Genomic DNA, 26,830 nt, shown 5'->3' with positions numbered 1-26,830 from the left:
GCGGCGCTGTGGGCCCAACCACGATCAGGAGCGGATACCGGGGGCGAGGCGTCATGCTTGTGCCCGTGCGGATCACGTCTGCCCTCGTGGACCCGGCGCTGCTCGACCTGCCCTGGTCGACGCCGCTGGAGGAGTGGCCTGCCCAACACCTGGTCGCGCTGCCGCAGGGCATCTCCCGGCACATCGTCCGGTTCGTCCGGTTGGGCGATTACGTGTACGCGTTCAAGGAGACCCGCGAGCGGATCGCCGAGCGGGAGTACGACCTGCTGCGGGCCCTGGAGCGGATCGACTTTCCCTCGGTCGAGGCGGTGGCGGTCGTCGCCGACCGGCAGACCGAGGACGGGGAACCTCTCGAATCGGTGCTGATCACCCGGCACCTGCAGTTCTCCCTGCCGTACCGGGCGTTGTTCTCGCACACCCTGCGGCCGGAGACGATGAGCCGGCTGCTCGACGCGCTCGCCGCCCTGATCGTGCGGATGCACCTCACCGGCTTCTTCTGGGGCGACTGCTCGCTGTCGAACACGCTGTTCCGGCGGGACGCTGGCGCGTTCGCCGCCTACCTGGTGGACGCGGAGACGGGCGCCCTGCACAACTCGCTCTCCAACGGGCAGCGCGGTGAGGACCTGGAGATCGCCCGGGTGAACATCTTCGGTGAGGCGCTGGACCTGCAGGCCGCCGGCCTGCTGCACGAGTCCATCGACCCGGAGGTGGTCTGCGAGGAGGTCGTGCAGCGTTACGAGCGGCTCTGGCACGAGATCACCTACGAGCAGGCGATCGAGCGGGAGGCCCGGCACGACATCGAGGGTCGGATCCGCCGCCTCAACGAGCTGGGCTTCGACGTCGCCGAGGTGGCCATGTCGTCCATCGACGGCGGGCGTTTCCTGGTCCGGCCAAAGGTCGTCGACGCCGGCTACCACACCCGGCGGCTGCTGCGGCTGACCGGGCTCGACGCCGAGGAGAACCAGGCCCGCAAGCTGCTCAACGACCTGGACGCCTACCGGGCGGAGAGCGACCTGATCGACGAGCAGCAGGCCGCGCACCGCTGGCTCACCGAGGTCTTCGAGCCGGTGGTTCGGGCCGTCCCCACGCACCTGCGCCGCAAGCTGGAGCCGCAGGAGCTGTTCGCCCAGATCATCGAGCACAAGTGGCTGCTCTCCGAGCAGGCCGGCCGGGACGTCGGGATGCGCCACGCGGTCCAGTCGTACCTGTCCGACGTGCTGGTGCACCGCCCCGACGAGCAGGCCGTCCTCGGCGTGGAAGTCGCCAGCCTGAGCTGAGGCCCGGCCCGGTTGTTCCTGGCCTGGTCATTACTGGCCTGCGCGGCCGGCTCGTTCATACGGTTGCTGGTCTGCTCGGCGGCCGGACTTATCCAAGCGGCTGCCTTTGGAGCTGATGCCGCAAACGATTCAGCTCCAAAGGCCCTCCAGGTGCACTGTGGGGCTAGCCGCGGGCGGGCAGCCTGCGGCCATGGGCCGACACCGGGCGCGTCACTCCACCCAGGAGCCGCCGCGCAGCACCCGCACCACGTTGAGGTCGTCGTCCAGCACCACCAGGTCGGCGCGCAGGCCCACCTGAAGGGCGCCCACCCGGTCGCCCAGGCCGATGGCCCGCGCCGGGGTGGTGGCCACCATCCGGGCGGCGTCGGCGATCGGGATTCCGGCGTTCACCGCGTGCCGCAGCGCGGCGTCCATGGTCAGCGTGCTGCCGGCGATCGCGCCGTCGCGGGCGAGTCGGGCCACCCCGTCGGCGACGGTGACAGCCTGGCCGCCCAACTCGTACTCACCGTCGGACATTCCGGCGGCGGCCATCGCGTCGGTGATCAGCGCGGCGCGATCCGGCCCGGCGGTCGCGGTGACGAAGGTCAGCATGCCGTCGTGCAGGTGCACCCCGTCGGCGACCAGCTCGCAGATCACCGTGGGCGCGTCGAGCAACGCCACCACCGGTCCCGGCTCGCGGTGATGCACCGGCCGCATCCCGTTGAACAGGTGGGTGCCGACACTGGCGCCGGCGGCGACCGCGGCGCGGGTCTGCTCGTACGTGGCGTCGGTGTGGCCCACGGCGGCCACCACCCGCTGCGCGGTGAGCAGCTTGATCGCCTCCAGCGCGCCGTCGCGCTCCGGGGCGAGGGTGACCATCCGGACCGCGCCCCGGCCCAGCTCGATCAGCTCGGACAGCTCGTCGGTCGACGGGTCGCGCAGGTACTCGGGGTTCTGCGCGCCGCAGCGGGCGGCCGACAGGTACGGCCCTTCGAAGTGGACGCCCGCCAACACGCCCTCCTCGACCAACGGGGCGAACGCCTCGGTGGCCGACCGCATCAACGTGAAGGGCGCGCTGACCAGGCTGGCCAGCAGGGTGGTGGTGCCGTGGCTCAGGTGGAAGCCGGCCGCCGCGCGGGCCTCGTCGGCGTCCCCGGTGGTGAAGGTGTGGCCGCCCCCGCCGTGCGTGTGCATGTCGACGAAACCGGGCAGGATCCAGTGCCCGTCGCGCACCGATGGATACTCGGCCACCGCCGTGATCCGATCCCCGTCCCACTCGACGCAGCCCTGTCGGACGACTCCGGTCGGGGTCACCACTCGGCCGTTCACCCGTACGGTCATCGCTTCTCCTGATGGTCACGGACACCCACGGCGTCCAGGGCGAGCAGGGCGGCACCGAGGCAACCGGCCTCGTCGCCGAGGGCTGCCGCGACCAGGTGCGGCTCCCGGTGGAAGGTCATTCGTTCTCGCATGGCCGCCCGCAGCGGGGTCAGCAGCCCGTCCCCGGCCTGGGCCAGGCCGCCGCCCAGCACGATCGTCGCCACGTCGAACAGCGCCTGCCCGCTGGCGAGACCGTCGGCGAGCGCGTCGATCGCCTCCTGCCAGACCTGGCCGGCGAGCGGTTCGCCGGTTGCGGCCCGTTCGGCCACCTCCGCCGCCGTCACCGCGGCGTCGGCGCTCGGCCCGGCGAGTTCGGCGTAGCGGCGGCCGATCGCGGCGGCCGACGCGATCGCCTCCAGGCAGCCCCGACGACCGCAGCCGCAGCGCGGACCGTCGGGCCGGACCAGGATGTGTCCGATCTCCCCGGCGGCGCCGTGGGCACCGACGGCGGCCGTGCCGTCGACGACGTGCGCGGCGGCGATGCCGGTGCCGATCGCCACGAACAACACGTGCCCGCTGCCGCGCCCGGCACCGAGCCGGGCCTCGGCGAGACCACCGACCCGCACGTCGTGGCCGAGCGCCGTCGGCAGGCCGAGCCGCGCCACCGCCAGGTCCCGCACCGGTACGTCCCGGAAGCCCACGTTCGCCGACCAGACCGCGACGCCGCGCGCCTCGTCCACCACCCCGGGCACGGCGATGCCCACGGCGATCGGGGTGAGCCCATCGGCGCGGGCCTTGTCGGCCAGCCCTTCGGCCACGTCGAGGATGGTGCCGACCACGGCGGCCGGGCCGCGCGCGGCGTCGGTGGGATGCCGCTCGGCGCGTACCACGACGCCGTCCGGTCGGACCACTGCGCACTTCATGCCGGTGCCGCCGACGTCCAGCGCAACGACCACGCGGTCATCGGTCATGGCGCGAGAACCACTGACCGGGTCAGGTGACGGGGCGCGTCCGGGTCGAGGCCCCGGCTGGTCGCCAGCGCGACCGCGAAGCGTTGGGCCAGGATCAGGTCGGCCATCGGGTCGACCGGGGTACGGCCGGCGGACCAGCTGCCCAGCACCGTGCGCCACCCGTGTGTGCGGCTGTGCACGAAGGCCGCGCCGGTGGCGGCCACATCCTCGGGCAGCCCGTCGGGTAGCTCACCGAACGCCCACACCAGCCGGCCCGGCGCGGCGACCGAGATGGGCCCGTGCCGGTAGTCCATCGCCGGGTACGCCTCGGCCCAGAAGGTGGCCGCCTCGCGGCACTTCAGCGCCGCCTCCTGCGCCAGCCCGATCGTCCAACCCCGACCGAGGAAGGTGGCCTGCTCGATGGTGGCCGGGTCGATCGGCAACGGGGATCGCACCGCCACCTCGGCGTCGGCGGCGAGCGCGGTCACCGGGTCGCCGAGCTGGGCCCGCAGCAGGGCCAACGCGGTGGTGGCGAAGCGGGTCTGCACCACCGACCGCTCGTCGGCGAAGGGCATGGTCACGGTGGCGGTGGCCAGGTCGACCGCCGGGGAGGCCGGGTCACCGACGATGACGGTGGTGGGTGTGTGCCCGCGCAGCGCGGCGAGCAGGTCCAGCACCTCGGTGGTGGTGCCGGAACGGGTGATCGCGATCAACCGGTCGTAGCGGCGGCCGGCGGGGAACTCGGACGCCTGGAACGCGTCGGTCTCACCCTGGCCGGCCTGCTCGCGGCGGGCCGCGTACGCCATCGCCATGAACCACGACGTGCCGCAACCGACGACGGCGACCCGCTCACCGGGGCGCGGCAGGTCACCGCGTACGACCTCGGCCAGCCTGGCCGCCTCCCGCCAGCAGTCGGGTTGGCTCGCGATCTCCGCGTCCACGTACGCCATGGGAAACTCCTCGCAGGGCCGATCGGTGCGCAATACGGCTCGTTACACCCGCATTTCGCGCGTTATTCTGCGCGAACGCAGGTGACCATGGCAACCGACCAGTCGATCGCGCAGGTCAGTCTTTTGCGCCAGCCTAGTTTCGCGCACTAGTGTGCACGCAATCAATCACCGTCCGTGCAGTTGCTGGGAGGGCCCCCGCGGTGGACCGGTACGCCAGATGGAACGCCCTGCTCGAAATGCTGACCGACAACGGCCGGGTCAGCGTCGAGGCGGCGGCCGAGCGGCTTGACGTCTCCCAGGCCACCATCCGGCGTGACTTCGACCAGCTCGCGCAACAGCAGATGATCACGCGGACCCGGGGCGGCGCGGTCGCCAACGGCGTGTCGTACGACCTGCCGCTGCGGTACAAGACGGCCAAGCACTCGGCCGAGAAGCAGCGGATCGGGGCGGCCGCCGCGGCGCTCGTCACGCCGGGCACCGTGGTCGGCCTGAACGGTGGCACCACCAGCACCGAGGTGGCGCGGGCGCTCGCCGTGCGCCCGGATCTCAACACCAGCGCCGAGGGCGCCCAGCTCACCGTGGTGACCAACGCGCTGAACATCGCCAACGAGCTGCTGGTCCGATCCCGGATGAAGGTGGTGGTGGCCGGCGGCGTGGTGCGTCCGAAGTCGTTCGAGCTCGTCGGCCCACTGGGTGGGGCGTTGCTGCGCGAGGTCACCCTGGACGTCGCCCTGCTCGGTGTGGACGCGATCGACCCGCAGCTCGGCGCCGCCGCCCACCACGAGGGGGAGGCGGCGATGAACAACCTGATGGTGGCCCGCGCCAAGCGCGTGGTGATCATCGCGGACTCGTCCAAGCTGGGGGGTCACGCCTTCGCCCGGATCTGCCCGGTCGAGCGGGTGGAGACGCTGGTGACCGACTCCGGTGCCGCGCCGGAGATCGTGGACGCGTTCCGCGCCGCCGGAGTGCAGGTCATCTGCGCCTGACCGGTCACGCTCCGTCAATGAAATGACCTGATCGGCGCGTCAATGCATACCGCGTATTGCGTGGCCCTGCATACCGCGTATGGTGTCGGCTGTCACGCCCACCCATCGGGGGAGGTGCAGCTTGCCAGCTGTCCTGGAGATCGAAGGTCTACGTAAGACGTACAAGAGTCGTCGACGCGGCACCCGCAACGCGCTCGACGGCTTCGACATGCGGGTCGACGCGGGGCAGGTGCACGGCTTCCTGGGTCCCAACGGGTCCGGCAAGACCACCACGCTGCGTACCCTGCTCGGCCTGATCCGACCCGACGGCGGCCGGATGGTGCTGCTCGGGCACGAGGTCCCCGACGCGCTGCCCGCCGTCGCCGGCCAGGTCGGCGCGATCGTGGAGAGCCCGCAGTTCTTCCCGCACTTCACCGCACGCGACACGCTCTCCCTGCTCGCCGGGGCGGGCGAGGTGCCGGCCACCCGGGTCGACGAGGTGCTGGAACTCGTCGGGCTGCGCGACCGGTCCGGCGAGCGGGTCAAGACGTACTCGCTGGGCATGAAGCAGCGGCTCGCGGTGGCCTCGGCCCTACTGAAGAACCCGAAGCTGCTCATCCTCGACGAGCCCGCCAACGGCCTCGACCCGGGCGGCATCCGGGAGATGCGCACGCTGATGCGTAACCTCGCCGAGTCCGGAATGACAGTGGTGCTGTCCAGCCACATCCTCGGTGAGATCCAGCTGATCTGTGACTCGGTCACCATCATCTCGCTGGGCCGGCGGGTCGCGTTCGGCCCTGTCGACGAGGTGCTCGCGCAGCACTCGTCCGGTGCGGTGCGGATCCGGCTGGAAGCGGTCAGCGACCTGCCGGTCGCCACCGACGTGCTCACCCAGGCGGGGATCCGGGTCACCGGTCACCCCGACCACCTCATGCTGGCCGGCGTCGACAAGCCGGCGTCGGTGACCCGGCTGCTCGCCGAGAAGAACCTCTACGTCAGCGAGTTGGCGCCGATCGCCGTCGACCTGGAGAGCGTCTTCCTCGAACTGACCGCCACCGCGCCGGTCCCCGGCCAGCACCGGCAGGTCGACGAGTCCATGAAGGTCGGCGGGACGGCTCAGCCCGGTCCCGCCGGGGGAGGGTGGGGCGCGTGAGCCTCTTTCGTACCGAACTGCGCCGGCTCAGCAAGCGGCGCTTCACCCGTTACATGACGCTGCTCGGCCTGGTGGTGCTGGCCGCGGTGGTGGTCGGGGTGTTCCTCACCAACCAGAAGATCGACGCCGGTCAGCTCGCCCGGGCCGAGCGTCAGGCCGACCAGCAGTACCAGGAGCAGGTGCGCTGGAGCGAGCAGGAGCGCGCGGCCTGCGAGCAGGCCAAGGCGGCCGGCACTGCGAGCGACGGCCGCTACCCGGACGACTGCTCGATGATCGCGCCGCCGCCTCGGGACCAGATCGAGGCGAAGTGGTTCCTGCCCTCGACGTTCAACTTCAAGGAGACGTTCGACGAGACGCTGATCCCGTTCGCGGCGATCCTCGCCCTGGTCGGGTTCGTCATCGGCGCGTCCTTCGTCGGCGCCGAGTGGAGCACCGGCGGCATGATGAACCTGCTGCTCTGGCGGCCGAAGCGGCTCACCGTACTGCTCACCAAGCTGGCCGCGCTGCTCACCGGCATCCTGGCGGTGACGCTTCCGGCCGCGGTGCTGTGGTTCGCCGGGTTCTGGGCGGTCGCCACGTTCCGGGGCAGCACCGAGAAGATGACCTCGGGGGTCTGGCAGTCGTTCGTGCTGACCGGCGTACGCGGCGTCGCGCTGGTGGTGGTGTTCACCACCATCGGGTTCGCCCTCGCCTCGCTGGGTCGGCACACCGCGATGGCCCTCGGTGGCGTGGTGGCGGTGATGGTGGTCGGCCAGTTCGGCCTGGGCATCCTGCTGGACATGGCGGGAGTGCGCTTCGCCGAGGCCTGGCTGCTGCCCACCTACGCGCTGGCCTGGATGACCAAGAAGATCACGTTGGAGGACTGGAACGCCTGCAACGCGACCTACTACGGGGAGTGCAAGCCGGCCACGATGGACATCACCTGGCAGCAGTCCTCCGTGCTGCTCTCGGTCGGAGTGGTGGTGATCCTCGGGGCGGCGCTCTGGGCGATGCGCCGCCGCGACATCTCCTGACGTTCGGCCCCCGACGGCCCCCGGCGCGCGCCGGGGGCCGTCGGGCGTGCGGCACCGCCGCGCCGGCTGCTGCGACCCGGGCCCAGGCTGGCTAGGCTGAGCGAATGTCCGCCGACGCCACCACCCCGGAGCCGTCCACCGACGCTCGTCCGGGTGGCGTCGGCCAGACCGTTCCGACTCCCCGGCCCGCTCCTGCGATCGAGACCGCCGACGAACCGGCGCTGCCGGTCGAGCCGGTCGAGACCGCTGACGATCCGGCGTTGCCGGCCGAACCGGTGGACGTCCAGCCCGTCGACCCGGCGGCGGCGTTGACCGGGCGGGAGCGGGCCATCCTCGCCTTCGAGCAGCAGTGGTGGCGGCACGCCGGCGCCAAGGAGCAGGCCGTCCGGGACACCTTCGGGCTCTCGTCGACCCGCTACTACCAACTGCTCAACGGTCTGCTGGACAATCCCGCCGCCCTCGCCGCCGACCCCGTGCTGATCAGCCGACTCCGCCGGCTGCGCTCGTCGCGCGCCCGCAACCGTCGCCGCTGACCGAACGCCCCGCGATCTTGCACTTTCTGCGGCCGTTTCGCGCCTTCTGCACGCCTTTGTCGCGACTCAAAGTGCAAGATCGCCGGCGGCGGCCGTGGGCCCTGCCGTTGGCGGCCCGCCGTCCGGCGGTCGGCCCAGCCGCATGCCGCCTGACCTGGCGGGTAGGCGGGAGGCGTTCCGGGGTCGCACGCGACCTCGGGCCCAGGAAGGGAGCGGGGTATGACGGCAACGAACCAGAGCGGTACCGGACAGCAGGCGCGACAGGAGGCCTCGCGGGTCGGCCAGCAGGCCGCGCAGGCCGGGGGTCAGGTCGCCCACACCGCCGCTGCGCAGGGCGGGCAGGTGGCCGCAGAGGCGCGGCGACAGGCCCAGCAGTTGACCGGGGAGGCCACTGGGCAGCTTCGGGATCAGGCGCAGACACAGCAGCGGCGGGCCGCTGCGGGACTGCGCGACCTGGGCCAGAACCTCAGTTCGATGGCCGAACGGGACGGCGATTCCGGGCTGGCCGGTCAGGTGGTGCGCAGGGCCGCCGACGCCGCCCAGCAGGCCGCCGGCTGGCTCGACGAGCGCCAGCCCGGCGAGGTGCTCGACGAGGTCCGCACGTACGCGCGGCGCCATCCGGCGACGTTCCTCGCGGGCGCGGCGGTGGCCGGGCTGCTCGTCGGGCGGCTCACCCGTGGCCTGACCGCGCCGACCTCGGCCAACGGTCAGGGCGGCGGCGCGTCCGGTGCTCCGTCACCAGCGCAGGGCGCACCGATGGACGCCGGTCAGCAGCCGTACGTGGGGACGGCCCGGGCGCAGAACGTCTCGCCGGCCGGTCAACCGGCACGGGACCTGCCCGGCGGGGTGGCACTGTGAGCGCCCCGGAGAAGGAACGAACCCAGGCGTCGGTCGGCGAGCTGATCGGCGACGTGACCCGGGACATGTCCACCCTGGTGCGCAAGGAGATCGAGCTGGCCAAGGCCGAGCTGCGCGAGGAGGCCGCCCAGGCAGGCAAGGCCGGCGGGATGTTCGGCGGCGCCGGACTGGCCGGGTTCCTGGCGGTGCTCTTCGTGTCGTACGCCCTCTGGTGGGGGCTGTCCAACACGATGGACCAGGGGTGGGCGGCGCTGATCGTCGCGGTGCTCTGGGCCGCCGTTGCCGGTGGCCTCTTCATCAACGCCCGGACCCAGCTGAAGCGGGCACGTGCGGTTCTGCCCCGAACGAAGCAGACTGCCCGGGAGTTGCCGGACGCCCTGCGGGGCCGGTGAACGAGTCGGGAGGAACAGATCATGTCCACTGATCCGGATCGGATCCGGCGGGAGATCGAGACCACCCGCAACGAGTTGAGCAGTGACGTCGACGCGCTGACCGGCAAGGTCAACCCGCGTCGGATCGCCGGTGACCGCGTCGGGCAGGCCCGCGGGGCGTTCACCCGAGCGAAGGAGAAGATGATGGGCAGCTCGAACCACTTCGGGCAGGAGGCCAGCCAGCGGATGTCGCACGCGGCCGGCTCGGTACGCGACGAAACCCGTTCACTCGGGCAGCACTCCCGCGAGCAGGCTCAGGGCAACCCGATGGCAGCCGGCCTGGTCGCCTTCGGAGTCGGTCTGCTGGCCGCCTCGTTGATCCCGCCGAGCGGGCGTGAGCGGCAACTCGCCGGACGAGCGCGGACCATGGTGAGTGAACATTCCGATCAGCTGCGTGAGCAGGCGAGCCAGGTCGGCCACCAGATGCAGGACAACCTCCGGGAGCCTGCGCAGCAGGCGGCGCAGTCGGTGCGGTCCAGCGCCCAGCAGGGCGTGTCCGCGGTCCGCGACCAGGGCCGCTCGGCCGCCGGTCGGGTGCAGGGAGAGACGCATGCGGCCGTCGACGACCTTCGACAGCGCTGACCCGGTCGGCGTGCCGGGGCCGGCGTCGATGATGCGGGTACGCTCCGCGTCCGCGCCGGCCCCGGGCCGGCCGGTCAACGAGGATCTGGTCTTCCGGTTCGGCCCGCTGGTCGGTGTCCTGGACGGCGCGACGGTGCCGGACGGCTTCGACACCGGCTGCGTGCACGGGCCCGAGTGGTACGTCCGGCACCTGGCCGCCCGGATCGGCGTCGCCGAGGCGGTACGCCCGGCGGCCCGGCTGACCAGCAACCTGGCCGCTGCCATCCTCGCGGTGCGCGCCGACCACGGCGGTCAGTGCGACCTCGACCATCCGGGCACCCCGTCCAGCACGGTGTGCCTCCTGCGGGACTGCGGCGACCAGGTCGACTATCTGGTGCTCTGCGACAGCCCGCTGGTCCTCGACGCGGGCGGGCGGGTCAGCGTGGTCACCGACAACCGGCTGGACGCGGCGATGACGGAGCTGCGGGAGACCGTGGCGATCGTGCCGGGCGGCGCGGCGGACCCGGTCACCCGGTTCCGGCACGCGGTGAGCGTCCAGCGGGAGCGGATGAACCGCACTCACGGCTACTGGGTGGCCGCCGCCGACCCGGACGCGGCCTTCCACGCGGTGACCGGGACCGCACCCCGGTACGGTCCGGGGGCGCTGCGGCGGGCGGCGTTGCTCAGCGACGGCGCGTCCAGCGCGGTGGAGCAGTTCGGTCTGACCGACTGGGCCGGTCTGCTGGACCTGCTGAGCGTCGACGGTCCGGGCGCGTTGATCGACAGGGTGCGGGACGCCGAGCGCGACCACCCCGACCGACTGCGCCGGCACAAGTCCACCGACGACGCGTCGGTGGTGTTCTGCGAGTTCGGGTAGGCGGTTCGCGCGTTAGACACCCGGTCGGGTGACAACAGAGCGTGATGCGGAACACCCATACCGCCCGACCGGCCGGTACCGCTGTCCGGACCGCCAGTGGATGGCCAATGGGGTGGACTTCGGCCGATGAGGGCGGCAGACTGCGGCACGTGGCGGGTGCGGTCCGGCTGGAGCCGGTGGACGAGCGAAACCTGGAGCCGTTGCTCTCCGTAGCGGCGGCCGAGGCGGAGCCCGGCGACGTCATGCCCCCTGTTGAGGCACCGGCAGGCTGGTCACTCGCCCGTCGCGAGGCGTTCCGCGAGTTCCACCGAGCCAGCTTCGGCGGACTGGACGGCCCGACCCGTTCGCAGATGTACGCCATCCTCGTCAGCGGCGAGGTGATGGGCATGGTGCGGATGACGCGCTGTGACGAGCCCGGCACTGTGGAGACCGGGATGTGGCTCGGCCGCTCGGCACGAGGGCAGGGGATCGGTGCGGCAGCCCTGCGGGAGTTGCTGAACGCCGCCGCTCGGGCCGGCATGCGGGTGGTGGTCGCTGAGACCACCCCGGACAACATCGGTGCGGTCGCCGTCCTGGAGAAGTGCGGCGCGAAACTGCACGAGGACGACGGCAAGATCCGCGCCCAGATCTGCCTCGACTCGACGCCGCCCACCTTCTGAGCAGCCGATGGGCCGGCGGTGACCGCAGGGCCGCCGCCGGCCGCCCCGGCTCAGGCCGGCAGCCGGACGATGTCGTAGTCGGTGCTCGGCGTCGACTCCACGTCGAAGCGGCCGTTCACCACGTACAACGCCGAGCCGAGCAGGTCGCCGGTGGCCGGGGACCGCAGCTGCGGGCCGGTAATCTCCCGCTGCACCACCCCGGAGGTGTACCCGGCGTTCAGCCGGACCACCGCGACGACGTTGGACAGGTTGCGGATCACGTGCAGGGTGCGTCCGCGCAGCACCAGCCCGTCGGCCCGGTCCACCGAGTAGCCGCCCAGGTCGAACAGGGCGCTGCCGCCGGTACGCGGGTCGACGCGGACCAGCTGCCCGGTCAGCATCTGCGCGACCAGCAGGTCCCCGTTCGGCAGTGCCACGATCCCGTTGTTGAACGCGTCCGGCGTCGCGCCCGGACCGGTGAGTGGCAGCACCCGGAACGCGTCCGGGGCCGGCAGTCGACCACCGGGGCCCAGCGGCACCACGTACAGCACCGGGCGGACGGAGTCGGTGAAGTAGATCGCCCGCTCGGTGATCACCATGTCGTTGACCAGGGTGTTGGCGTCGGTGGTGAACTGGTAGTGGGCCAGCCGGGCGCCGCTGCCCGGGTCGTACACGCTGGCCCCACCGCCGAAGAAGTCGGCGCTCCAGAGCCGCCCCTTCGCGTCGAGCTTGATGCCTGCCTTGGCGGTGCCCGGGGTGCCGGGGATCAGCACCGAGCCGCGTCCGGTGCGTAAGTCACCCCGCCAGACGGCACCATCCAGGACAGAACCCACGTAGACGGTGGTGCCCCGGCCGATCGTCAACCCTTCCGGGGTGAACCCGTCCGGCAGCGCGATCCGGGCCGGAAAAGGCTTCGCCGGATGAGCCGTCGCCGGTGCGCCGACCGAGACCAGCGTCGCCGCCGCCACGAGGGGGACGAGGAGAAGAGAGAGCCGCTTGCGCACCGAACACCACCTGACGTCGCAGTGGATGACTCCACTGAGGAATGTGACGTACTAGGAACGTTCGGGGCGCGACAAAAGGTTGTGCTGGTCTGATCACTCCCGGTTGGCGGCGTACGCGGCCAGCCAGGCCACCTGGGCCGGGTCCAGCGACGGGCGTACCCGGGACCGGGCCGCCGACACGTGCTCGGCCGTGACGGTGGCAGCGGCGAGCGACTCGCGCATCGCGGCCAACGCCGCCTCGCGGACCAGCGCCGCGCAGTCCGCTGCCGAGAAACCGGTCAGCTCGTCGCCGAGGGCGGCCAGGTCGACGTCCGGTGCCAGCGGCACCTGCCGGGACGCGGCCCGCAGGATCTCCGCCCGAGCCGGCCCGTCCGGCGGTGGCACGTACACCAACCGTTCCAACCGGCCCGGCCGCAGCAGCGCCGGGTCGACCAGGTCCGGCCGGTTCGTCGCGCCGACCACCACCACGTTGCGCAGCGTCTCGATCCCGTCCAACTCGGTGAGCAGGGCGGCGACCACCCGGTCGGTGGTGCCACCGTCGGTGGCCTGACCGCGTACCGGGGCCAGCGCGTCCACCTCGTCCAGGAAGATCAGGGTGGGAGCTGCCTCCCGGGCTCGACGGAACAGCTCCCGGACCGCGCGTTCGCTCTCGCCGACCCACTTGGAGAGCAGTTCGGCGCCCTTGACCGACAGCACGTTGGCCCGCCCCGACCCGGCCAGCGCGGTGACCAGGTAGGTCTTGCCGCAGCCCGGCGGCCCGTAGAGCAGCACACCGCGCGGCGGCTGCACGCCGAGCCGGGCGAAGGTGTCCGGGTAGGTGAGCGGCCAGAGCACCGATTCGGTCAGGGTCTGCTTGACCTCCTCCAGCCCACCCACGTCGTCCAGGGTCACCGACGCCAGATCCAGGGTGGAGGACGCCATCGTGGTCGGCCGCACCACCTCCCGGGCGGCGGTGAAGTCCGCCATCGACACCGTCGGCGTCTCGGCGGACTTCTGCCGCAGCGCCGCGCGTACCCCGGCCTCCCGGACCAGTGCGGCCAGGTCCGCCGCGACGAACCCGGGGGTACGCGCGGCCACGTCGTCCAGCCGGACGTCGTCGGCCAACGGCACCTGCCGGGTCAGCACGGTGAGCTGTTCGCGGCGCAGCGCCTGATCCGGAAGCGGGACGCTGATCCGCAGCGACAGCAGGTCGGGCGCGCGCAGTACCGGGTCGACCGCCTCCGGTCGGCTGCTGGTGCAGACCACTGCGACGCCCGCGCGGACACTCTCGGCGAGCACCTGACGGAACACCGTCGCCACCGGGCCGGGATCGTCAGCGGGTGCGAGCGCCTCGACGTCGGTGACCAGCAGCACCGCCGGGCCGCCGGCTCGGGCCGCCGTCGCCGCGTCCCGCAACCGCTCGGCGGCGGCCTGACTGGCCAGCGCCGCCACCTCCGGGGCCCAGAGCGGGTGCACGCGGGCACCGACCCGGGCGGCCACGGCGCGGACCAGCGCCGCCTTCCCGGAACCCGCCGGACCGACCAGCAGCACCCCCAGCGAGACGGTGGTGCCGAGGCGGCCCAACACCTCCCGGTGGTGGAAGCCGAGGTCCAGCAGCTCGGTCAGCTCCTCGGCCTGGGCCCGCAGCCCGGGCAACTCGTCCACGTCCGGTGCGTCGTCCGGCGCAACGGCGTCGGCGCTCGCACCCGGCCGGGCCGGCGCCGCGCCGCCCGGAGCAGGCCCGCCGTGGGTGCTCGCGCCGTGCTGCCAACCGACCGACGTGCCCATGGTGACCAGCGCGCCGGCCGCCGGCTCGACAGCGACCACGGTGAGCAGGGTGCTGGTCCAGGCGAAGCCCACGGTGTTGGCGAGGCTGTGCCGCGCCGCCTCGACCAGGCTGCGGACCGAGGCGTCCGGCAGCACGTCCTGCGGCAGCAGCGACACGTCGTCCCCGACGGTGAGCACCTTGCCCAGCAGCGCGAGCCGGAGCATCTCCGGGCTGACCGCCGCGACCACCCCCGCCGGCCCGGCCAGGACGACCCGGCTCGCCGGGACCAACGGCACCGGGCTCACCCGCACCTGACCGCCGTCGCGCAGACCCAGGTTGCCCAACGTCAGGTCGTCGGCGTACAGCAGAGCGCTGCTCGCGCCCGGCCCGGCAGCCGCCGCGATGCCGGCCGTCTCCCGGCGGCCGGCGAGGCGGACCGGGTCGCCGGGGCGCAACCCCAGCGCGGTCAGCGCCTCCGGGTGCAGCCGCACGATGCCCCGTCGGGCGTCCAGCGCCGCCGGTCGCAGGCTCGCCGTCAGGGTCAGGTCGGGTTGCGCCACCGCCCGACCGTAGCCGCCCGCGGCCAACCCCGTCGGTCAGCGCCGCGGATCCAGCTCGTCCAGCAGCGTCGGATCGCGCCGGATCAGCTCGGCCAACCGGGCCGCAGGGTCCGGGCTCAACCCGTCCGGGCCGGGCGCCCAGGCGGGCACCGTCCGCCCGGAGAGCGGCCAGGCCGGCGGGGGTTCCACCGGGGTCGGTGCGGGGACCGGTCCGACCGTGACCGCGGGCCCGTTCCAGGAGACCCGCATCGGGTACGCCCGCCCGCCGTGCTCCACCTGCACTGTGACCGCCAGCCCGGGGTGGGCCCCGACGACCTGACGGACCGCCTCGGCCACCTCCTCGACCGGTCCCCATCCGGCCACGTCTCTCGGGGCCTCCACCCCCGCGTGCCGCGGGTCGTGCCGGCCCGAGGTGTTGCGGGTGCCGCTGCCGGGCGGGCTCGACGGTGCGGTGGTGTCGTCACGGTCGGCGGCCCGACGGCGCGACGCCTCCTCACGTCGGGCCAGCCGGGCCAGCGTCTCGTCCAGGTCGCCCCTCACCAGATCACCTCTTCCCGCCACGGCCGGAGCTGACCAGCTCAGGCCTTCCTCTCCCGGGTAGCACGGTCCAGCGCGCGGTCCAGGACGACCAGGAGGGCGTCCCGCACCGAGAGTCGGTCGCGGGCATCGAACTGCACCAGAGGTACATGATCGCCGATGGCCAACGCCCAACGGATCTCACCCAGCTCCAGGGCCAGCCGCCCGTCGAAGGCGTTGACCCCGACGACGAACGGCAGCCCGGCCCGCTCGAAGAAGTCGATGGCGGGGTAACAGTCGTCCAGCCGTGCGCTGTCCACCACCACCAGCGCGCCGAGTGCTCCCCGCGCCAGGTCGTCCCACATGAAACCGAACCGGGTCTGCCCCGGCGTGCCGAACAGGTAGAGCTTCAGGCTGCGGTCGATCGTCACGCAGCCGAAGTCCATCGCCACCGTGGTGGTGGTCTTGGTGGACCGGACACCCGGGTCGTCCACGCCGATCCCGGCGCTCGTCATCTCGGCCTCGGTGGTCAGCGGCGCGATCTCCGAGATGGCCCCCACGGTGGTGGTCTTACCCACCCCGAACCCGCCGGCGATCAGGATCTTGACCGGGATCGGCGGTGCGGCCGGCCTACCGACCGGAGGCGGCACCGACCCCTGCTCCGAGGAGGGCCGGTACGGCGGCGGTGCGGTCGGCGGTGGCCCGGCCCGACCGACTATCGGCCCGGTGCCCGAAGACATGCCGTAACGCGCGGTGGCGCTGTTCGCGGCGACCCCGCCGAGCGGGGCGGCCGGCCATTCAGGAGATCGCACGGAGTCCATCAATCACTCGCAGGATGAGATCGGGGTCGACAGCGTCGTCGGTGTCGGTGACGTGCACGTCCAGGTGCCCGGCGGCGCGCAGGTCGCCGACCAGGACCCGGACCACGCCGAAGTGCAGTCGGGCGCGGGCCGAGATCTCGGCCACCGAGATCGGCTCGACGCACAACGCGATGATCGTCTGAAGTTCCGGTGCCAGCAGGGCCCCGGTCGGGCCGCCCCACCCGGGGCTGTCCATGCGAATGGTCACCTGGGTCTCCAGCCCGATCGCCGGGTCGGCACCCGCCACCCGCCCGGCGGTGAGCACGAACGGCCGGGGACCGGCCGGCTGGTCCCCGGCCGGCTCCGGCCGCCCCGGTGTCGCCGCCGCGCCGTCGCCGAGCGATGGTGGCGTGCGCAGGTACGGGCGGATCCGAACCCTGGGTTCCGGATCCGGATCCTCGCCGGCGACGTCGGGGGTCACTGCTGAACGGCGTTCTTCAACTCGACGATCAGTCGCGGGGTCAGGGCGCCACCGGCCCGCCCGGCGAAGAGCGTCATCTCGTACGCGACGGTGCCCAGGTTCGCCGACCGGTCGGCGACCACCCCGAGCACGGAACCGCTGCTGATCGCGCTGATCAACAGATAGCCGTCGGCCATGTCGACGATCACCCGGTTCAAGCCGCCGAGCGCGTACCAACTGGCGGCCCCACCGGCGAGGCTGGTCATCCCGGACACGACGGCGGCCAGCCGTTCCGCGTTGGACCGGTCCTTGATCGCCGACATGGCCATCAGCAGACCGTCCGAGGAGACCGCGATCGCCTCCAGGACCCCGGCGGTGCTGGAGGTGAAGGAGTCCAGCAGCCAGTTGAACGTCCGGGCCTCCGGGCTGAGGTCCCCACTGGCGCTGGGTTGGGTCTGGTCGACGTTTTCGTGCAGGAAGGGGCTGGTCACCGTGATGATCCTTCTTCGTTCCGGTGGTCGGGGCTGACTTCGCGGAGAGCGCGGGCGACGCCCGCCTCGAACTCGCTGATGAGGTCGCGGACCTCGGCCGGGTCGCCGAGGTGGGTACTGGGCGGTTGGCAGGCCGGGACGGCCGTGAGGTTCGCCCCCGGTACCCGTCGGCTCAACCGGGGCCGCCCCGCGGCGGCATCTGTCGAACCGTCACCGCCGGGCACCGTGGGGCCGGCGCCTCCCGGTGTGCTGGGCAGGTCCGCTGTCGTGTCCGGGTCCACCACGGCCGCCCCGGCCCGGGCCGACGGGTCGCTGGTCGTCCGCGCCGACGCACCGTCGGGGGCGGGTGCCCCGTGCAGTTCGGCACGGCGTACACCGGCTTGGAAGGCCTCGACCAGCGCGCGGGCGGCGGCCGGGTCCGCCCCGGTGGCGTCCACCGGCCGGGTCGTCCCGGCGGTGGTGTGCAGAGTGGCCCCCGGCACCCGCTGCCGTACCCGTGGCGTGGCCGGCTTGTCCGCCTGCTCCGGGCTCTGGGGTTCGGCAACGGTCTCCTCCGGCTGGCCCCGACCGAACGCGTTCCAGGACGGGCCGGCGTCCAGGCTGCGGGTGGCCCGACTGAGCAGGTCCGAGTCGAAACGGGCCGGTACGGCGACGGCCGCCGTGCGGGGCTTCTCGGGATCGCGGGTCGCAGTGGTACGCCGATCCCGATTCGGCACCGCGGCGCGGGCCACGGCGGCCCCGGCACGGTCGGCGCGGCGCAGCACCAGCGACGCCGACGGGATCTCCAGCTGTGCTGTCACCCCACCGCCGCCCGTGGCGGCCAGGGCGACCTGCCAGCCGTGCCGACGGGCCAACCGGCCCACCACGAAGAGGCCGAGCACCTCGGTCGGGGCCAGGTCGAGCCGCTCCCGGCGGGTGAACCGGGCGTTCTCCTCAGCCAGCCGTTGCTCGCTCATGCCGATGCCGTGGTCCACCACTGTGAGCCGCGCACCGAGGCCGGACGTCTCGGCGCTGACCAGCACCCGGGTGTGCGGCGGGGAGAAGACGGTGGCGTTCTCCATCAGCTCGGCCAGCGCCAGGACGAGGTCACCGACCACTGCCGGCGCGGCCGAGACGCCCGCCGGCACCTGCACATCCACCCGGGTGTAGTCCTCGATCTCGCCGAGCGCCAACCGGACCACGTCGGCCAGCGGCACCGGCGCGGTGTGCGCGTCGGCCCCGGCCGAGCCGGAGAGCACCACGAGGCTGCCGGCGTTGCGCCGCAACCGGCTGGAGATGTGGTCGAGTCGGTACAGGTGCTCCAGGCGGCCGGGGTCGGCCTCCTGCTGCTCCAGCCGGTCGATCAGCGCGATCTGCCGACCCACCAGGTTCTGGGTACGCCTCCCCACGTGGCCGAACATCTGCGCCACGTTGCGTCGGCCGGCGACCTGCCGCTCGACCAGCTGCGCCGCGGTGTTCTGCACCCGGTCGAAGGCCCGCGCCAGGTCGCCGATCTCGTCGTTGGCGCGGATGTCCACCGGCTCCAGCCGGACCGACTGATGTTTCTCCGTCTCGTCGTCGGTGACCCGGACCAGCTCCTCCTCGGCGACCCGGGCGACCCGGTCGGCCGAGCGGGTGAGTCGGGTCAGCGGTCGGGCCACCGTCCGCGCCACCGCCACGCTGAGCAGCACCACCAGCGTGAGGATCAACGCCGCCAGGGCACCGACCAGGTAGGCGGCGGTCAGCGCCCGCCGCTGCTCGGCGGTCACCTCGGCGAGCACGTCAGCGACCAGCTTCTTCTCGACGAACTGACCGAGCCGGATCATCGTGCGGACGGCCGGGAAGAGCGCCTCCATCGGCACGTCGCGAACCGCGGCGGCCGGATCCCGGGCACTTCTGACCAGGAAGTCGGGGCTGGTACGCGCGGCCACCGCGGCGTCGTTGAGCTGGGACACCGTGAGCTGCTCGGGCGTGATCAGGCTGCGGAAACGCGAGTTGTCGACCTGGAGCGCGGCGATGCACGCCACGTACCCGGCGGTGGTGTCCGGGGTGCCGATCGCCTTGACCAGCAGGCTCAGGGTGGCGCAGGCACCCAGCCCCTCGTCGGCGCGCAGCAGCCCGTCGAGGGCGAGCACCTGCCGGCCCGGCAACGTGTCGGTGTCCACCCCGAACACCAGCCGCAGTGACTCGATGATGCCCTTGTTGACCGGGCCGAACGTGTCCATCACCTGACCGGGGTTGGCGGCCCTGGCCAGGACGGCGGTCCGCAGGTCGATGAGGCTGGACACCCGGTCGAGGGCGCTGTCGACCTCGTCGGTCAGCGCGTCGCTCCGCGCCGCCCGGAGGTCGGCCACCCGGTCGTCCACGTCGGCGGACTTACGGATCAGCTCGCTGCGTTCGACCCGGCCGAGCAGGAGGCCGACGGAGAGGATGCGTTCCTGCTGGAGATCCTGGACCAGGCTGCCGACCCGGCTGGCGAGCCGGACCCGTTCGGCGGTGTCGCCGGCCCGCTGTGCCGCGGCGACCCGGTCGAGCATCACCGGCACGGCCAGGCCGACCATGCTGAGCAGCGGAATCACCACGAGCAGTGCGAGCTTGCCGCGGATCCGGAGCCTACTGAGCATCGAACGCCCCCCACTGTGTGCTCTCCGGATCACGGGCCGCGCCGACCGGTTGCAGCGCCCGCGACTCGTCGGCAAGCGGTTGCCAGGGGTCGCGGTGCGGCGGGGTGTCGGCGCCTTCGGCGTGGGTCGCGGCCAGGGCTGCCCGACGCCGGGCCCGGCGGCCGGCGGCGACCTGCAACGCGGCGAGCCAGCCCAGCAACAGCGCGGCGACGACCGCCGCAGCGGCGGTCAGCCAGCGGTCCCGGTTGAGCCGGTCGATGCGCTCGACCAGCAGGGCGTCCAGCTCGGTGAGGATGACCGGCTGAAGTTGGCGGGCCGAGCGGTGCGAGTTGAGCGCGGCGGCACTCAACTGACCCGGGCTGACCACGCCGCTGTCCTTGTCCGGCAGGGAGTACCCGGCAAGCGCCTCCACCGACCGCTGGTAGGTGTCCAACGGGGTGAGCACGTTGGCGCCGAGGTCGGTGCTCTCCGAGCCGTCCACGGCCGAGCGCAGGTTGTCGACGACGTCGGTGGCGGGTGTCAGGGCGGACACCCGGACGCCGCTGAGCTCCATCAGGCCGCGCGGCTGCTGGGCGGCCGGCCGGCGGGAGACCAGCACACCGAGGTCGGCGAGCCGACCGGCGGCGACCACCGCCTCGGGCAGCTCCTCGCCGGCGCTGTCCTGGAGGAAGAACGAGTCCGCCTCGGGGTCGCGGACCAGCCCGGAGCTGTCCCGGACCTTCCGGTGCAGGGCCAGCAGCAGGTCGGCGACCTCGCCGTAGGCGGTGTAGGCGGCCTCCGGGTCGGTGGCGCTGCGGCCGCGCAACGCCTCCAGCTTGGCCCGTACGCCGGCCCAGCGTTCCTGGCTGAGCAGTTCCCCGCCGATCCGGGCGTCCACCGCGGCGGCCTCCTCGACCGCGTTGTCCAACGCCTCGCGTGCCGCGGGGCGGCCGTTGACCGCGTTGGACTGGGCCTCCACGAGGGCGTCGGTGACCGCCGCCAGCGCGGTGAGGTACTGCACGCCGAGCCGTTCCCGGGCGGCGAAGTCCCGATCGTCGGTGATCCGCCCCCAGTTCGAGGTGGCGAGCAGGCCCAACGGTGCCAACAGTGCTCCGATGAGCAGCAGGGGCAACAGTCGGCCCAGCATGGACGGCCGTCGACGGGCCCGCGGCGCGGGGACTGTCATGTGTGTCTCCTCCGGCGTGGGCGCGAATCGGGGCGGCGTCGGGCTAGCCCGACAAGTCCCGTCCACCGGACCGGAAAACTAATCGAACCCCCGACTGGTCAGACCCGACTGAACGAGTCAGGTTCGCGTCAGTTCGAGTCATGTCACCATTTGTCCGCGTTGCCAGCACGCTCTGTGTCAGCTGTGTGTGTGACATGGAGGGATCGAGGTGGATATCCGCGGAAGATCGGAATTCACGAAATCCGAACTCAACTCGCTGTGCCGCGTCGGACGTTGCGCGCTCGCACCCCCACCCGGCACCGATCGGGGCAACCGGACAGACGTACGGCGGATCTCAGCCAACGCTCAGCCTCCGCGCCGTACCGTGTGCCGCATGACATCGCCGTCGCCGGCCGCGTGGTTCCGGCGTGCCCTGCCCACCCGTCGCCGCGCGACCGCCGCCGCGGTGGTCGTCGTACTGTTGGCCGCCGCCGTGACCTGGGCGGTGTGGCCACAAGGGTCGGGCGTACGCGCCGAGAGCGCGATGCTCGCCGTCCGCTCCGGACCGTCCGGCGACGAGCCGGTGGACCTGGACACCACTCTCTACCTGCCGGCCGACGCCTCATCCGCCCGGAAGGTGCCGGCGGTGCTGTTGGCGCACGGGTTCGGCGGCACCAAGGAGTCGGTGCGCTCCGACGCGGAGGAGTTCGCCGGCCGCGGCTACGCGGTGCTCACCTGGACCGCGCGCGGGTTCGGTAGGAGCGGCGGCGAGATCCACCTGGACAGCCCCGACTACGAGGTCCGCGACGCCGAGCGACTGCTGGACTGGCTGGCCGCTCGGCCGGAGGTGCGCACCGACGCCGCCGGCGACCCGAAGGTCGGTGTGGTCGGCGGCTCGTACGGCGGCGGTTTGGCGTTGCTGCTGGCCGCCCAGGACCGGCGGGTCGACGCGATCGTCCCCATGATCACCTGGAACGACCTGTCCCGGGCGTTCCTGCCGGAGAGCACCGGCGGGGCGCCGACCGAGGGCGTGTTCAAGAAGGGTTGGGCCGGTCTCTTCTTCGGCGGGGGCGGCAACGTGGGCTCCGGCCCGGCGGGGCTCTCCGGCGGGACCGCCGCCGCGCCGCAGGGCGCACCGGAGTCGGCCGGCCCGCCCAGCCCCGGGCCGGGTGCCGGCCCGGGTACCGCCCCCGGTGGTGGCCCGGCCGGTGCCGCCGACCCGTCGTGCGGTCGGTTCGCCGCCGACGTGTGCGCCGCGTACCTGCGGATCGCCACCACCGGTCAGGCCGACCAGGCCGCCGTGGACCTGCTGCGCCGCTCCAGCCCGGCCGGCGTGCTGGACCGGATCAAGGCCCCCACCCTGCTGGTGCAGGGCGAGGCGGACACGCTCTTCCCGCTCGGCGAGGCCGACGCGAACGCGAAGGGCATCGCCGCCGCCGGCACCCCGGTGCGGGTCGCCTGGTTCACCGGCGGCCACGATGGCGGAGCCGGCCCCCGCTCGGACTCGGACCGGGTGAAGTTCCTGACCGTCCAGTGGCTCGACCACTACGTCAAGGGCGAGGGGGACGCGCCCGGCGACGACTTCACCTGGTCGCGGATCGCCGGCTTCGACGCGCTCGACCGGGGCCTCGTCGCCACCGGTTTCCGCCGCGCCGACTACCCGGGCCTGGCCGGCACCGACCGCCGGGAGGTGACTGTCACCGGCCCGGCGCAGCCGATCGCGAACCCGCCGAACGGCAACCCGGCCGCCATCTCCTCGATCCCGTTCGCGGGCGGGCTCACCTCGCTGCTGGACGGGGTGGCCAGCGACGTGCCCGGCCAGCACGCCCGGTTCGAGTCGGCCCCGCTGACCGAGGCGGTCGACGTGGCCGGTGCGCCCACCGTCACGGTGCGGGCGGCGTCGCCCACCGGCGAGGCGGTGCTCTTCGTGAAGCTCTACGACGTGGACAAGGACGGCGCTGCCACCCTGCCGAACGGCCTGGTCGCCCCGATCCGGCTGACCGGCCTGCCGCAGCGGGCGCAGGACGCCCGCCCGGTCACCGTCACGCTGCCCGCGATCGTCCGCCGGGTGGAGGCCGGGCACCGGCTGCGGCTGGTGGTGGCCAGCTCCGACCAGGCGTACACCACCCCCGCCGAACCCACCGTCTACACGGTGGCCGCGGACGGCCCCGTCAGCCTGCCCACTGTCGCCGGCGAGCCGATCCCCACCGCGGCCACGGTCTGGCGTTGGGTGCTCGCCGGCCTGCTCGCCGCCATCGTGATCGGGCTCGTCGTGGTCGTCGCGGTGGTCCGCCGCCGGCACCGCCGCCAGGACCGCTCCGTGCATCCGGAGTACGCGGACACCCCGCTGGCCGTGCGCGCACTGCGCAAGGAGTACGCGGACGGCTTCGTCGCGGTGTCGAACGTGGACTTCGAGGTGCACCCGGGTCAGGTGGTGGGTCTGCTCGGGCCGAACGGTGCCGGCAAGACCACCACCCTGCGGGTGCTGATGGGGCTGACCCAGCCGACCGCCGGGGAGATCTACGTCTTCGGCCGGCGGTTGGTGCCCGGCTCACCGGTGCTGTCCCGGATCGGGGCGCTGGTGGAGGGGCCGGGCTTCCTGCCGCACCTGTCGGGCCTGGACAACCTGAAGGCGTACTGGCGGGCCACCGGGCGGCCGTGGGAGGACGCCCAGTTCGACGCGGCGCTGGAGATCGCCGGGCTGGGTGACTCCGTGCACCGGAAGATCAAGAACTACAGCCACGGGATGCGTCAGCGTCTGGCCATCGCCCAGGCCATGCTCGGCCTCCCCGAGCTGCTGGTGCTGGACGAGCCGACCGACGGGCTCGACCCGCCGCAGATCGCCGAGATGCGCCGGGTGCTGCAGCGGTACGCCACGGACGGCCGGGCGGTGCTGGTCTCCAGCCACCTGCTGGCCGAGGTGGAGCAGACGTGCACCCACGCGGTGGTGGTGAACAAGGGCCGGATCGTGGCGTCCGGACCGGTGGAGGAGATCGTGGGCGAGTCGCCGAGCGTGCTCTTCGACGTCACCGACCCGGTGGCGGCGCGGGCGGTGCTGGACCGGCTGCACGGCGTGCGGGTGTTGCCGGAGAGCGACGGCCAGTTGGTGGTCGACACCAACGGCACGGCCCGCAGCGAGGTGGTGGCCGAGCTGGTACGCGCCGGCATCGGGGTGGACCGGGTGGTGCCCCGGCGGCGCCTGGAGGACGCGTTCCTCGCCCTGGTGGGCGACAACTCTCGGGGAAGCGGTGACCGGTGATGGCAGTTGTCGACGCGGGTGAGGCACGCGGCTACCGGCCGTCGGCCACCATGCCGTTCAAGGCGGAGTTCCGCCGGCAGGCGTCCCGACGGCGGACCCAGCTGGCGCTCGGGTTCATGGTGCTGCTGCCGCTGATCATCCTGATCGCGTTCCAGTTCAACTCGGGTGGCGACGACGACAACGGGCGCAACGAGTTCTCCAGCCTGGTCGACCTGGCCACCACGGGTGGGCTCAACTTCACCCTGTTCTCGATCTTTGTGTCGGCGTCGTTCCTGCTGGTGGTGGTCGTCGCGCTGTTCTGCGGCGACACGGTGGCCAGCGAGGCGAGCTGGGGCAGCCTGCGGTATCTGTTGGCGATCCCGGTGCCCCGGGCGCGGTTGCTGACGGTGAAGCTGGTGGTCGCGCTCGCGTACTCGGGACTTGCCCTGCTGCTGTTGGCCGGCACCGCGTTGCTGGCCGGCACCCTGCGCTACGGGTGGTCGCCGCTGCGCAGCACCGTCGCCGCCGAGCTGGAACCCACCGAGGGGTTGCTCCGGTTGCTGGCCGTGCTGGGTTACCTGGCGATCGTCCTGCTGGTGGTGGCCGGCCTGGCGTTCCTGCTGTCGGTGACCACGGACGCCGCGCTGGGCGCGGTGGGTGGTGCGGTGCTGCTCTGGATCCTGTCGAGCATCCTGGACCAGATCACCGCCCTTGGTGCGTTGCGCGACTTCCTGCCCACCCACTTCAGCACCGCCTGGCTGGGGCTGCTGTCGACTCCGGTGCAGACCGACGACGTGGTGCGCGGCTGCATCTCGGCGATCAGCTACGCGACGTTGTTCTGGGGGTTGGCGTTCTGGCGGTTCACCCGAAAGGACATCACGTCGTAGCGGGGCGGCTCACAGTCGGCTGTCGGGTGGGCTCACCGACGACGGCACCACGCTCGGCGCCGGCGGTGGGGCCGGCCGGGTCGGTACCGGCGCGGACGGGTCGGCCTTCTTCCAGGCGCTGACGCCGATCCGGCCGGTGTTGCCGAGGTCGATCGGCCCGTCCGGGTCGACCTCCTCGGCCGGCTGCCCGGCGGCAGGCGCCACTGTCAGAAACGCGCCGTTGGTGGCCACCACTGTCGAGTCGGTGACCAGGTTGCGCCAGAGCACCACGGCGGTGGCCCGCTCACCGGCAGCGAGGGTGATCTTCCGGGGCGGTTGGTCGAAGCCCATGGTGATCTCCTTGGCGCCGTTGACCACCCGAAGCATGATCGGCTCGCGTTCCTCGTCGAACACGTGCAGCACCGGGTAGCCGTTGAGCTGGTAGGGATGCTCGCCGCAGTTGACCAGCTCGATGCCGAGGGCGCGCAGGCCCGAGGCGGCGTCCCCGCCGGTCGCCCGGATCCGGACGCCGGAGGCCGGACACTCGGCCACCGGAGCGACGCTGGGCGACTGGGTGGGGCTCGACGGGGTCGGTGGCGGGCCCGTCGGGTCCCCACCCTGGCCGCGATGGTCACCGGGGGTGCAGGCGGCGAGTGCGAGAGGCACCGCGACCACTGCGCTGAACCATCGCCGTGCTGCCGTGCAGCTGAAGATCATGTGTCGATCCTCACCCATCGAGGTGCCTCACCGCTGCCTGGCCCCGCAGCAGCGCTGGTGTGCACCTGCCGTCTGCTGGTCCGGGCCTCTGGAGCTGCCCCGGATCCGGGGCGGTGACGCTGTCCCTGGCCGGCTGATGTGCCGTCCCGGTATGCCTTTCGAGCTGAATCGTTCAGGGCATCGCTCGGGCGTCCGCCCAGCTCGGCCAGCGCCGCGAGCAGCCGGTCCGCCGGTGTCTGAGGTGGGGTAACCGGCCGTACCCACACTGTGGGAGCGTGCCCATGGCGGTCGGAGCGACGCGACATCGATTGTTTTCGCAGCTCAGGGGATCGGGTGGCCGGCTCCGTGAGGCGGCGAGCGCTCGACGAGGGCCCTGCACGCCGGTACATTCCAACCGGGGACTTTCCCACTAACAAGGAATCTATAACCTTCGATACTTTCATGCCTCACATTGAGGGAATCCAATCCCTTCGATGGAGGTACCGATGAACGTTTCTCGGCTCGGCGGGCCGACCCTGTCCCTGTTCCGCATCGTGATCGGCCTGCTGTTCGCGTTGCATGGTGTGACCTCGGTGTTCGGGTTGTTCGGCGGCAACCCCGTGACCGGTGCGGCGATAGCCCCCGGCACCTGGCCGGGCTGGTGGGCCGCGTTGATCCAGCTGGTCTGCGGCGCGCTGGTGCTGGCCGGCCTCTTCACCCGACCCGCCGCTCTGCTCGCATCCGGCTCGATGGCGTACGCCTACTTCGTCGTGCACCAGCCGGATCATCTGCTGCCGCTGCACAACGGTGGTGAGCTGTCGGCACTCTTCTGCTGGTCGTTCCTGCTGATCGCGGCCCTCGGTCCGGGTTCCTGGGCGCTCGACACGCTGCTCGCGCGTCGCCGCGAGGTTGAGTCCGCGCCGGCGACGCCGATGGCTGAGAGCAGCTCGATCGTCGTCTGACCGCACCCGTTCCGCGTCGCCGGGGCCTCGACGAGGCGGCCCCGGCGACGCGCCGGTCAAGGGCGGTCGTCCGCAGCCCCGGCTCTGTGCCCCGCGCGCCGGCCCGGCTCTGTGCCCCGCGCGCCGGCCCGGCTCTGTGCCCCGCGCGCCGGCTCCCAGCTGGGCGCTGATGTCGTAAACGATTCAGCTCCAAAGCGTGCGCGAATGGTAGGTGTCACCCGCTCCGCAGCCGTGACCG

Annotated in this window: 25 protein-coding genes; 13 read left to right on the top strand and 12 right to left on the bottom strand. The window is 72.7% G+C overall.

What is annotated here, in order from left to right; translation table 11 throughout:
- The first annotated feature begins 53 nt into the window (after window positions 1–53).
- Window positions 54–1,277 (top strand): DUF4032 domain-containing protein, encoded by a 1,224-nt coding sequence (locus tag AB0C03_RS10180; RefSeq protein ID WP_051708113.1) that lies wholly within the window; start codon window positions 54–56, stop codon window positions 1,275–1,277.
- A gap of 210 nt (window positions 1,278–1,487) precedes the next feature.
- Here the strand turns inward: AB0C03_RS10180 and nagA are convergent, their stop codons facing one another.
- From nagA to AB0C03_RS10165, 3 genes are read right to left on the bottom strand one after another with little or no spacing between them, the layout of a single operon-like run.
- The gene (gene nagA / locus AB0C03_RS10175) at window positions 1,488–2,597 is read right to left on the bottom strand and encodes an N-acetylglucosamine-6-phosphate deacetylase (protein ID WP_210858063.1); all 1,110 of its coding nucleotides are present in this window, start codon (window positions 2,595–2,597) and stop codon (window positions 1,488–1,490) included.
- Window positions 2,594–3,547, bottom strand: a complete 954-nt coding sequence (locus AB0C03_RS10170) for an ROK family protein (protein WP_210858064.1) — start codon at window positions 3,545–3,547, stop codon at window positions 2,594–2,596. Before AB0C03_RS10170 ends, nagA begins: the two co-directional genes overlap by 4 nt.
- Entirely contained in the window at window positions 3,544–4,476 is a 933-nt protein-coding gene (locus AB0C03_RS10165) for an SIS domain-containing protein (RefSeq protein WP_030327832.1), read from the bottom strand. Before AB0C03_RS10165 ends, AB0C03_RS10170 begins: the two co-directional genes overlap by 4 nt.
- Window positions 4,477–4,676: 200 nt before the next feature.
- On the opposite strand from AB0C03_RS10165, the gene AB0C03_RS10160 reads away from it, so the two are divergent.
- From AB0C03_RS10160 to AB0C03_RS10120, 9 genes are all read left to right on the top strand, one after another.
- Window positions 4,677–5,462: a DeoR/GlpR family DNA-binding transcription regulator gene (locus AB0C03_RS10160; RefSeq protein ID WP_030327831.1), complete on the top strand. Its 786-nt coding sequence runs from the start codon at window positions 4,677–4,679 to the stop codon at window positions 5,460–5,462.
- 121 nt (window positions 5,463–5,583) lie between these two features.
- Window positions 5,584–6,594, top strand: a complete 1,011-nt coding sequence (locus AB0C03_RS10155) for an ABC transporter ATP-binding protein (RefSeq protein ID WP_036410615.1) — start codon at window positions 5,584–5,586, stop codon at window positions 6,592–6,594.
- Complete coding sequence (locus AB0C03_RS10150) at window positions 6,591–7,607, top strand: ABC transporter permease subunit (RefSeq protein WP_030327829.1); 1,017 nt, start codon at window positions 6,591–6,593, stop codon at window positions 7,605–7,607. Before AB0C03_RS10155 ends, AB0C03_RS10150 begins: the two co-directional genes overlap by 4 nt.
- A 104-nt stretch (window positions 7,608–7,711) precedes the next feature.
- Window positions 7,712–8,140 carry a DUF3263 domain-containing protein gene (locus AB0C03_RS10145; RefSeq protein WP_030327828.1) on the top strand — a complete coding sequence of 143 codons (429 nt, stop codon included), beginning with the start codon at window positions 7,712–7,714 and terminating at the stop codon, window positions 8,138–8,140.
- 219 nt (window positions 8,141–8,359) lie between these two features.
- Window positions 8,360–8,998 carry a hypothetical protein gene (locus AB0C03_RS10140; RefSeq protein ID WP_051708112.1) on the top strand — a complete coding sequence of 213 codons (639 nt, stop codon included), beginning with the start codon at window positions 8,360–8,362 and terminating at the stop codon, window positions 8,996–8,998.
- Window positions 8,995–9,390 (top strand): phage holin family protein, encoded by a 396-nt coding sequence (locus AB0C03_RS10135; protein ID WP_030327826.1) that lies wholly within the window; start codon window positions 8,995–8,997, stop codon window positions 9,388–9,390. Before AB0C03_RS10140 ends, AB0C03_RS10135 begins: the two co-directional genes overlap by 4 nt.
- Before the next feature lie 21 nt (window positions 9,391–9,411).
- Window positions 9,412–10,011 carry a DUF3618 domain-containing protein gene (locus tag AB0C03_RS10130; protein ID WP_357635909.1) on the top strand — a complete coding sequence of 200 codons (600 nt, stop codon included), beginning with the start codon at window positions 9,412–9,414 and terminating at the stop codon, window positions 10,009–10,011.
- On the top strand, window positions 9,980–10,867 hold the full coding sequence (locus AB0C03_RS10125; RefSeq protein ID WP_051708111.1) for a hypothetical protein: 888 nt from the start codon (window positions 9,980–9,982) through the stop codon (window positions 10,865–10,867). Before AB0C03_RS10130 ends, AB0C03_RS10125 begins: the two co-directional genes overlap by 32 nt.
- A gap of 149 nt (window positions 10,868–11,016) precedes the next feature.
- The gene (locus AB0C03_RS10120) at window positions 11,017–11,526 is read left to right on the top strand and encodes a GNAT family N-acetyltransferase (protein ID WP_357635904.1); all 510 of its coding nucleotides are present in this window, start codon (window positions 11,017–11,019) and stop codon (window positions 11,524–11,526) included.
- Between the two features lie 50 nt (window positions 11,527–11,576).
- Here AB0C03_RS10120 and AB0C03_RS10115 read toward each other — a convergent pair whose 3' ends face one another.
- From AB0C03_RS10115 to AB0C03_RS10080, 8 genes are all read right to left on the bottom strand, one after another.
- The gene (locus tag AB0C03_RS10115) at window positions 11,577–12,509 is read right to left on the bottom strand and encodes an NHL repeat-containing protein (protein WP_156057235.1); all 933 of its coding nucleotides are present in this window, start codon (window positions 12,507–12,509) and stop codon (window positions 11,577–11,579) included.
- 93 nt (window positions 12,510–12,602) lie between these two features.
- Window positions 12,603–14,816, bottom strand: a complete 2,214-nt coding sequence (locus AB0C03_RS10110) for an AAA family ATPase (protein ID WP_030327821.1) — start codon at window positions 14,814–14,816, stop codon at window positions 12,603–12,605.
- A gap of 36 nt (window positions 14,817–14,852) precedes the next feature.
- Window positions 14,853–15,356: a hypothetical protein gene (locus tag AB0C03_RS10105; RefSeq protein ID WP_357635901.1), complete on the bottom strand. Its 504-nt coding sequence runs from the start codon at window positions 15,354–15,356 to the stop codon at window positions 14,853–14,855.
- A gap of 38 nt (window positions 15,357–15,394) precedes the next feature.
- Entirely contained in the window at window positions 15,395–16,153 is a 759-nt protein-coding gene (locus AB0C03_RS10100) for a GTP-binding protein (RefSeq protein WP_209444459.1), read from the bottom strand.
- Window positions 16,131–16,613, bottom strand: a complete 483-nt coding sequence (locus tag AB0C03_RS10095; protein ID WP_030327818.1) for a DUF742 domain-containing protein — start codon at window positions 16,611–16,613, stop codon at window positions 16,131–16,133. The genes AB0C03_RS10100 and AB0C03_RS10095 overlap by 23 nt, the downstream gene beginning before the upstream one ends.
- Window positions 16,610–17,083 (bottom strand): roadblock/LC7 domain-containing protein, encoded by a 474-nt coding sequence (locus AB0C03_RS10090; RefSeq protein WP_030327817.1) that lies wholly within the window; start codon window positions 17,081–17,083, stop codon window positions 16,610–16,612. Before AB0C03_RS10090 ends, AB0C03_RS10095 begins: the two co-directional genes overlap by 4 nt.
- Complete coding sequence (locus tag AB0C03_RS10085; protein ID WP_357635896.1) at window positions 17,080–19,686, bottom strand: sensor histidine kinase; 2,607 nt, start codon at window positions 19,684–19,686, stop codon at window positions 17,080–17,082. The genes AB0C03_RS10090 and AB0C03_RS10085 overlap by 4 nt, the downstream gene beginning before the upstream one ends.
- A complete protein-coding gene (locus tag AB0C03_RS10080; RefSeq protein ID WP_030327815.1) occupies window positions 19,676–20,851 on the bottom strand; it encodes a hypothetical protein in 1,176 nt (391 codons plus the stop codon). The genes AB0C03_RS10085 and AB0C03_RS10080 overlap by 11 nt, the downstream gene beginning before the upstream one ends.
- 373 nt (window positions 20,852–21,224) lie before the next feature.
- Between AB0C03_RS10080 and AB0C03_RS10075 the strand changes: the two genes are divergently transcribed.
- Both AB0C03_RS10075 and AB0C03_RS10070 read left to right on the top strand, forming a co-directional pair.
- Window positions 21,225–24,089 (top strand): alpha/beta fold hydrolase, encoded by a 2,865-nt coding sequence (locus AB0C03_RS10075; protein ID WP_357635893.1) that lies wholly within the window; start codon window positions 21,225–21,227, stop codon window positions 24,087–24,089.
- Window positions 24,089–24,955 carry an ABC transporter permease gene (locus AB0C03_RS10070; protein WP_051708110.1) on the top strand — a complete coding sequence of 289 codons (867 nt, stop codon included), beginning with the start codon at window positions 24,089–24,091 and terminating at the stop codon, window positions 24,953–24,955. Before AB0C03_RS10075 ends, AB0C03_RS10070 begins: the two co-directional genes overlap by 1 nt.
- 9 nt (window positions 24,956–24,964) lie before the next feature.
- Here the strand turns inward: AB0C03_RS10070 and AB0C03_RS10065 are convergent, their stop codons facing one another.
- Window positions 24,965–25,651, bottom strand: coding sequence for a DUF4232 domain-containing protein (locus AB0C03_RS10065; protein WP_245233486.1), 687 nt, complete (start codon window positions 25,649–25,651; stop codon window positions 24,965–24,967).
- A gap of 485 nt (window positions 25,652–26,136) precedes the next feature.
- Between AB0C03_RS10065 and AB0C03_RS10060 the strand changes: the two genes are divergently transcribed.
- Window positions 26,137–26,592 carry a DoxX family protein gene (locus AB0C03_RS10060; RefSeq protein WP_210861511.1) on the top strand — a complete coding sequence of 152 codons (456 nt, stop codon included), beginning with the start codon at window positions 26,137–26,139 and terminating at the stop codon, window positions 26,590–26,592.
- Window positions 26,593–26,830: the final 238 nt, after the last annotated feature.

Origin of the sequence: Micromonospora parva, from assembly GCF_040649675.1 — a bacterium.
GTDB classification, from domain to species: domain Bacteria; phylum Actinomycetota; class Actinomycetes; order Mycobacteriales; family Micromonosporaceae; genus Micromonospora; species Micromonospora parva.
The sequence above is the reverse complement of the archived record's forward strand: the minus strand, read 5'-3'. Positions and strand labels throughout refer to the sequence as shown.

What these genes read in the sequence shown, in the direction of transcription:
- AB0C03_RS10180 (WP_051708113.1), top strand. Translation starts at nt 54, where the DNA reads ATGCTTGTGCCCGTGCGGATCACGTCTGCCCTCGTGGACCCGGCGCTG.
- nagA (WP_210858063.1), bottom strand. Translation starts at nt 2,597, where the DNA reads ATGACCGTACGGGTGAACGGCCGAGTGGTGACCCCGACCGGAGTCGTC.
- AB0C03_RS10170 (WP_210858064.1), bottom strand. Translation starts at nt 3,547, where the DNA reads ATGACCGATGACCGCGTGGTCGTTGCGCTGGACGTCGGCGGCACCGGC.
- AB0C03_RS10165 (WP_030327832.1), bottom strand. Translation starts at nt 4,476, where the DNA reads ATGGCGTACGTGGACGCGGAGATCGCGAGCCAACCCGACTGCTGGCGG.
- AB0C03_RS10145 (WP_030327828.1), top strand. Translation starts at nt 7,712, where the DNA reads ATGTCCGCCGACGCCACCACCCCGGAGCCGTCCACCGACGCTCGTCCG.
- AB0C03_RS10140 (WP_051708112.1), top strand. Translation starts at nt 8,360, where the DNA reads ATGACGGCAACGAACCAGAGCGGTACCGGACAGCAGGCGCGACAGGAG.
- AB0C03_RS10130 (WP_357635909.1), top strand. Translation starts at nt 9,412, where the DNA reads ATGTCCACTGATCCGGATCGGATCCGGCGGGAGATCGAGACCACCCGC.
- AB0C03_RS10125 (WP_051708111.1), top strand. Translation starts at nt 9,980, where the DNA reads ATGCGGCCGTCGACGACCTTCGACAGCGCTGACCCGGTCGGCGTGCCG.
- AB0C03_RS10100 (WP_209444459.1), bottom strand. Translation starts at nt 16,153, where the DNA reads ATGGACTCCGTGCGATCTCCTGAATGGCCGGCCGCCCCGCTCGGCGGG.
- AB0C03_RS10085 (WP_357635896.1), bottom strand. Translation starts at nt 19,686, where the DNA reads ATGCTCAGTAGGCTCCGGATCCGCGGCAAGCTCGCACTGCTCGTGGTG.
- AB0C03_RS10080 (WP_030327815.1), bottom strand. Translation starts at nt 20,851, where the DNA reads ATGACAGTCCCCGCGCCGCGGGCCCGTCGACGGCCGTCCATGCTGGGC.
- AB0C03_RS10075 (WP_357635893.1), top strand. Translation starts at nt 21,225, where the DNA reads ATGACATCGCCGTCGCCGGCCGCGTGGTTCCGGCGTGCCCTGCCCACC.
- AB0C03_RS10070 (WP_051708110.1), top strand. Translation starts at nt 24,089, where the DNA reads ATGGCAGTTGTCGACGCGGGTGAGGCACGCGGCTACCGGCCGTCGGCC.
- AB0C03_RS10065 (WP_245233486.1), bottom strand. Translation starts at nt 25,651, where the DNA reads ATGATCTTCAGCTGCACGGCAGCACGGCGATGGTTCAGCGCAGTGGTC.
- AB0C03_RS10060 (WP_210861511.1), top strand. Translation starts at nt 26,137, where the DNA reads ATGAACGTTTCTCGGCTCGGCGGGCCGACCCTGTCCCTGTTCCGCATC.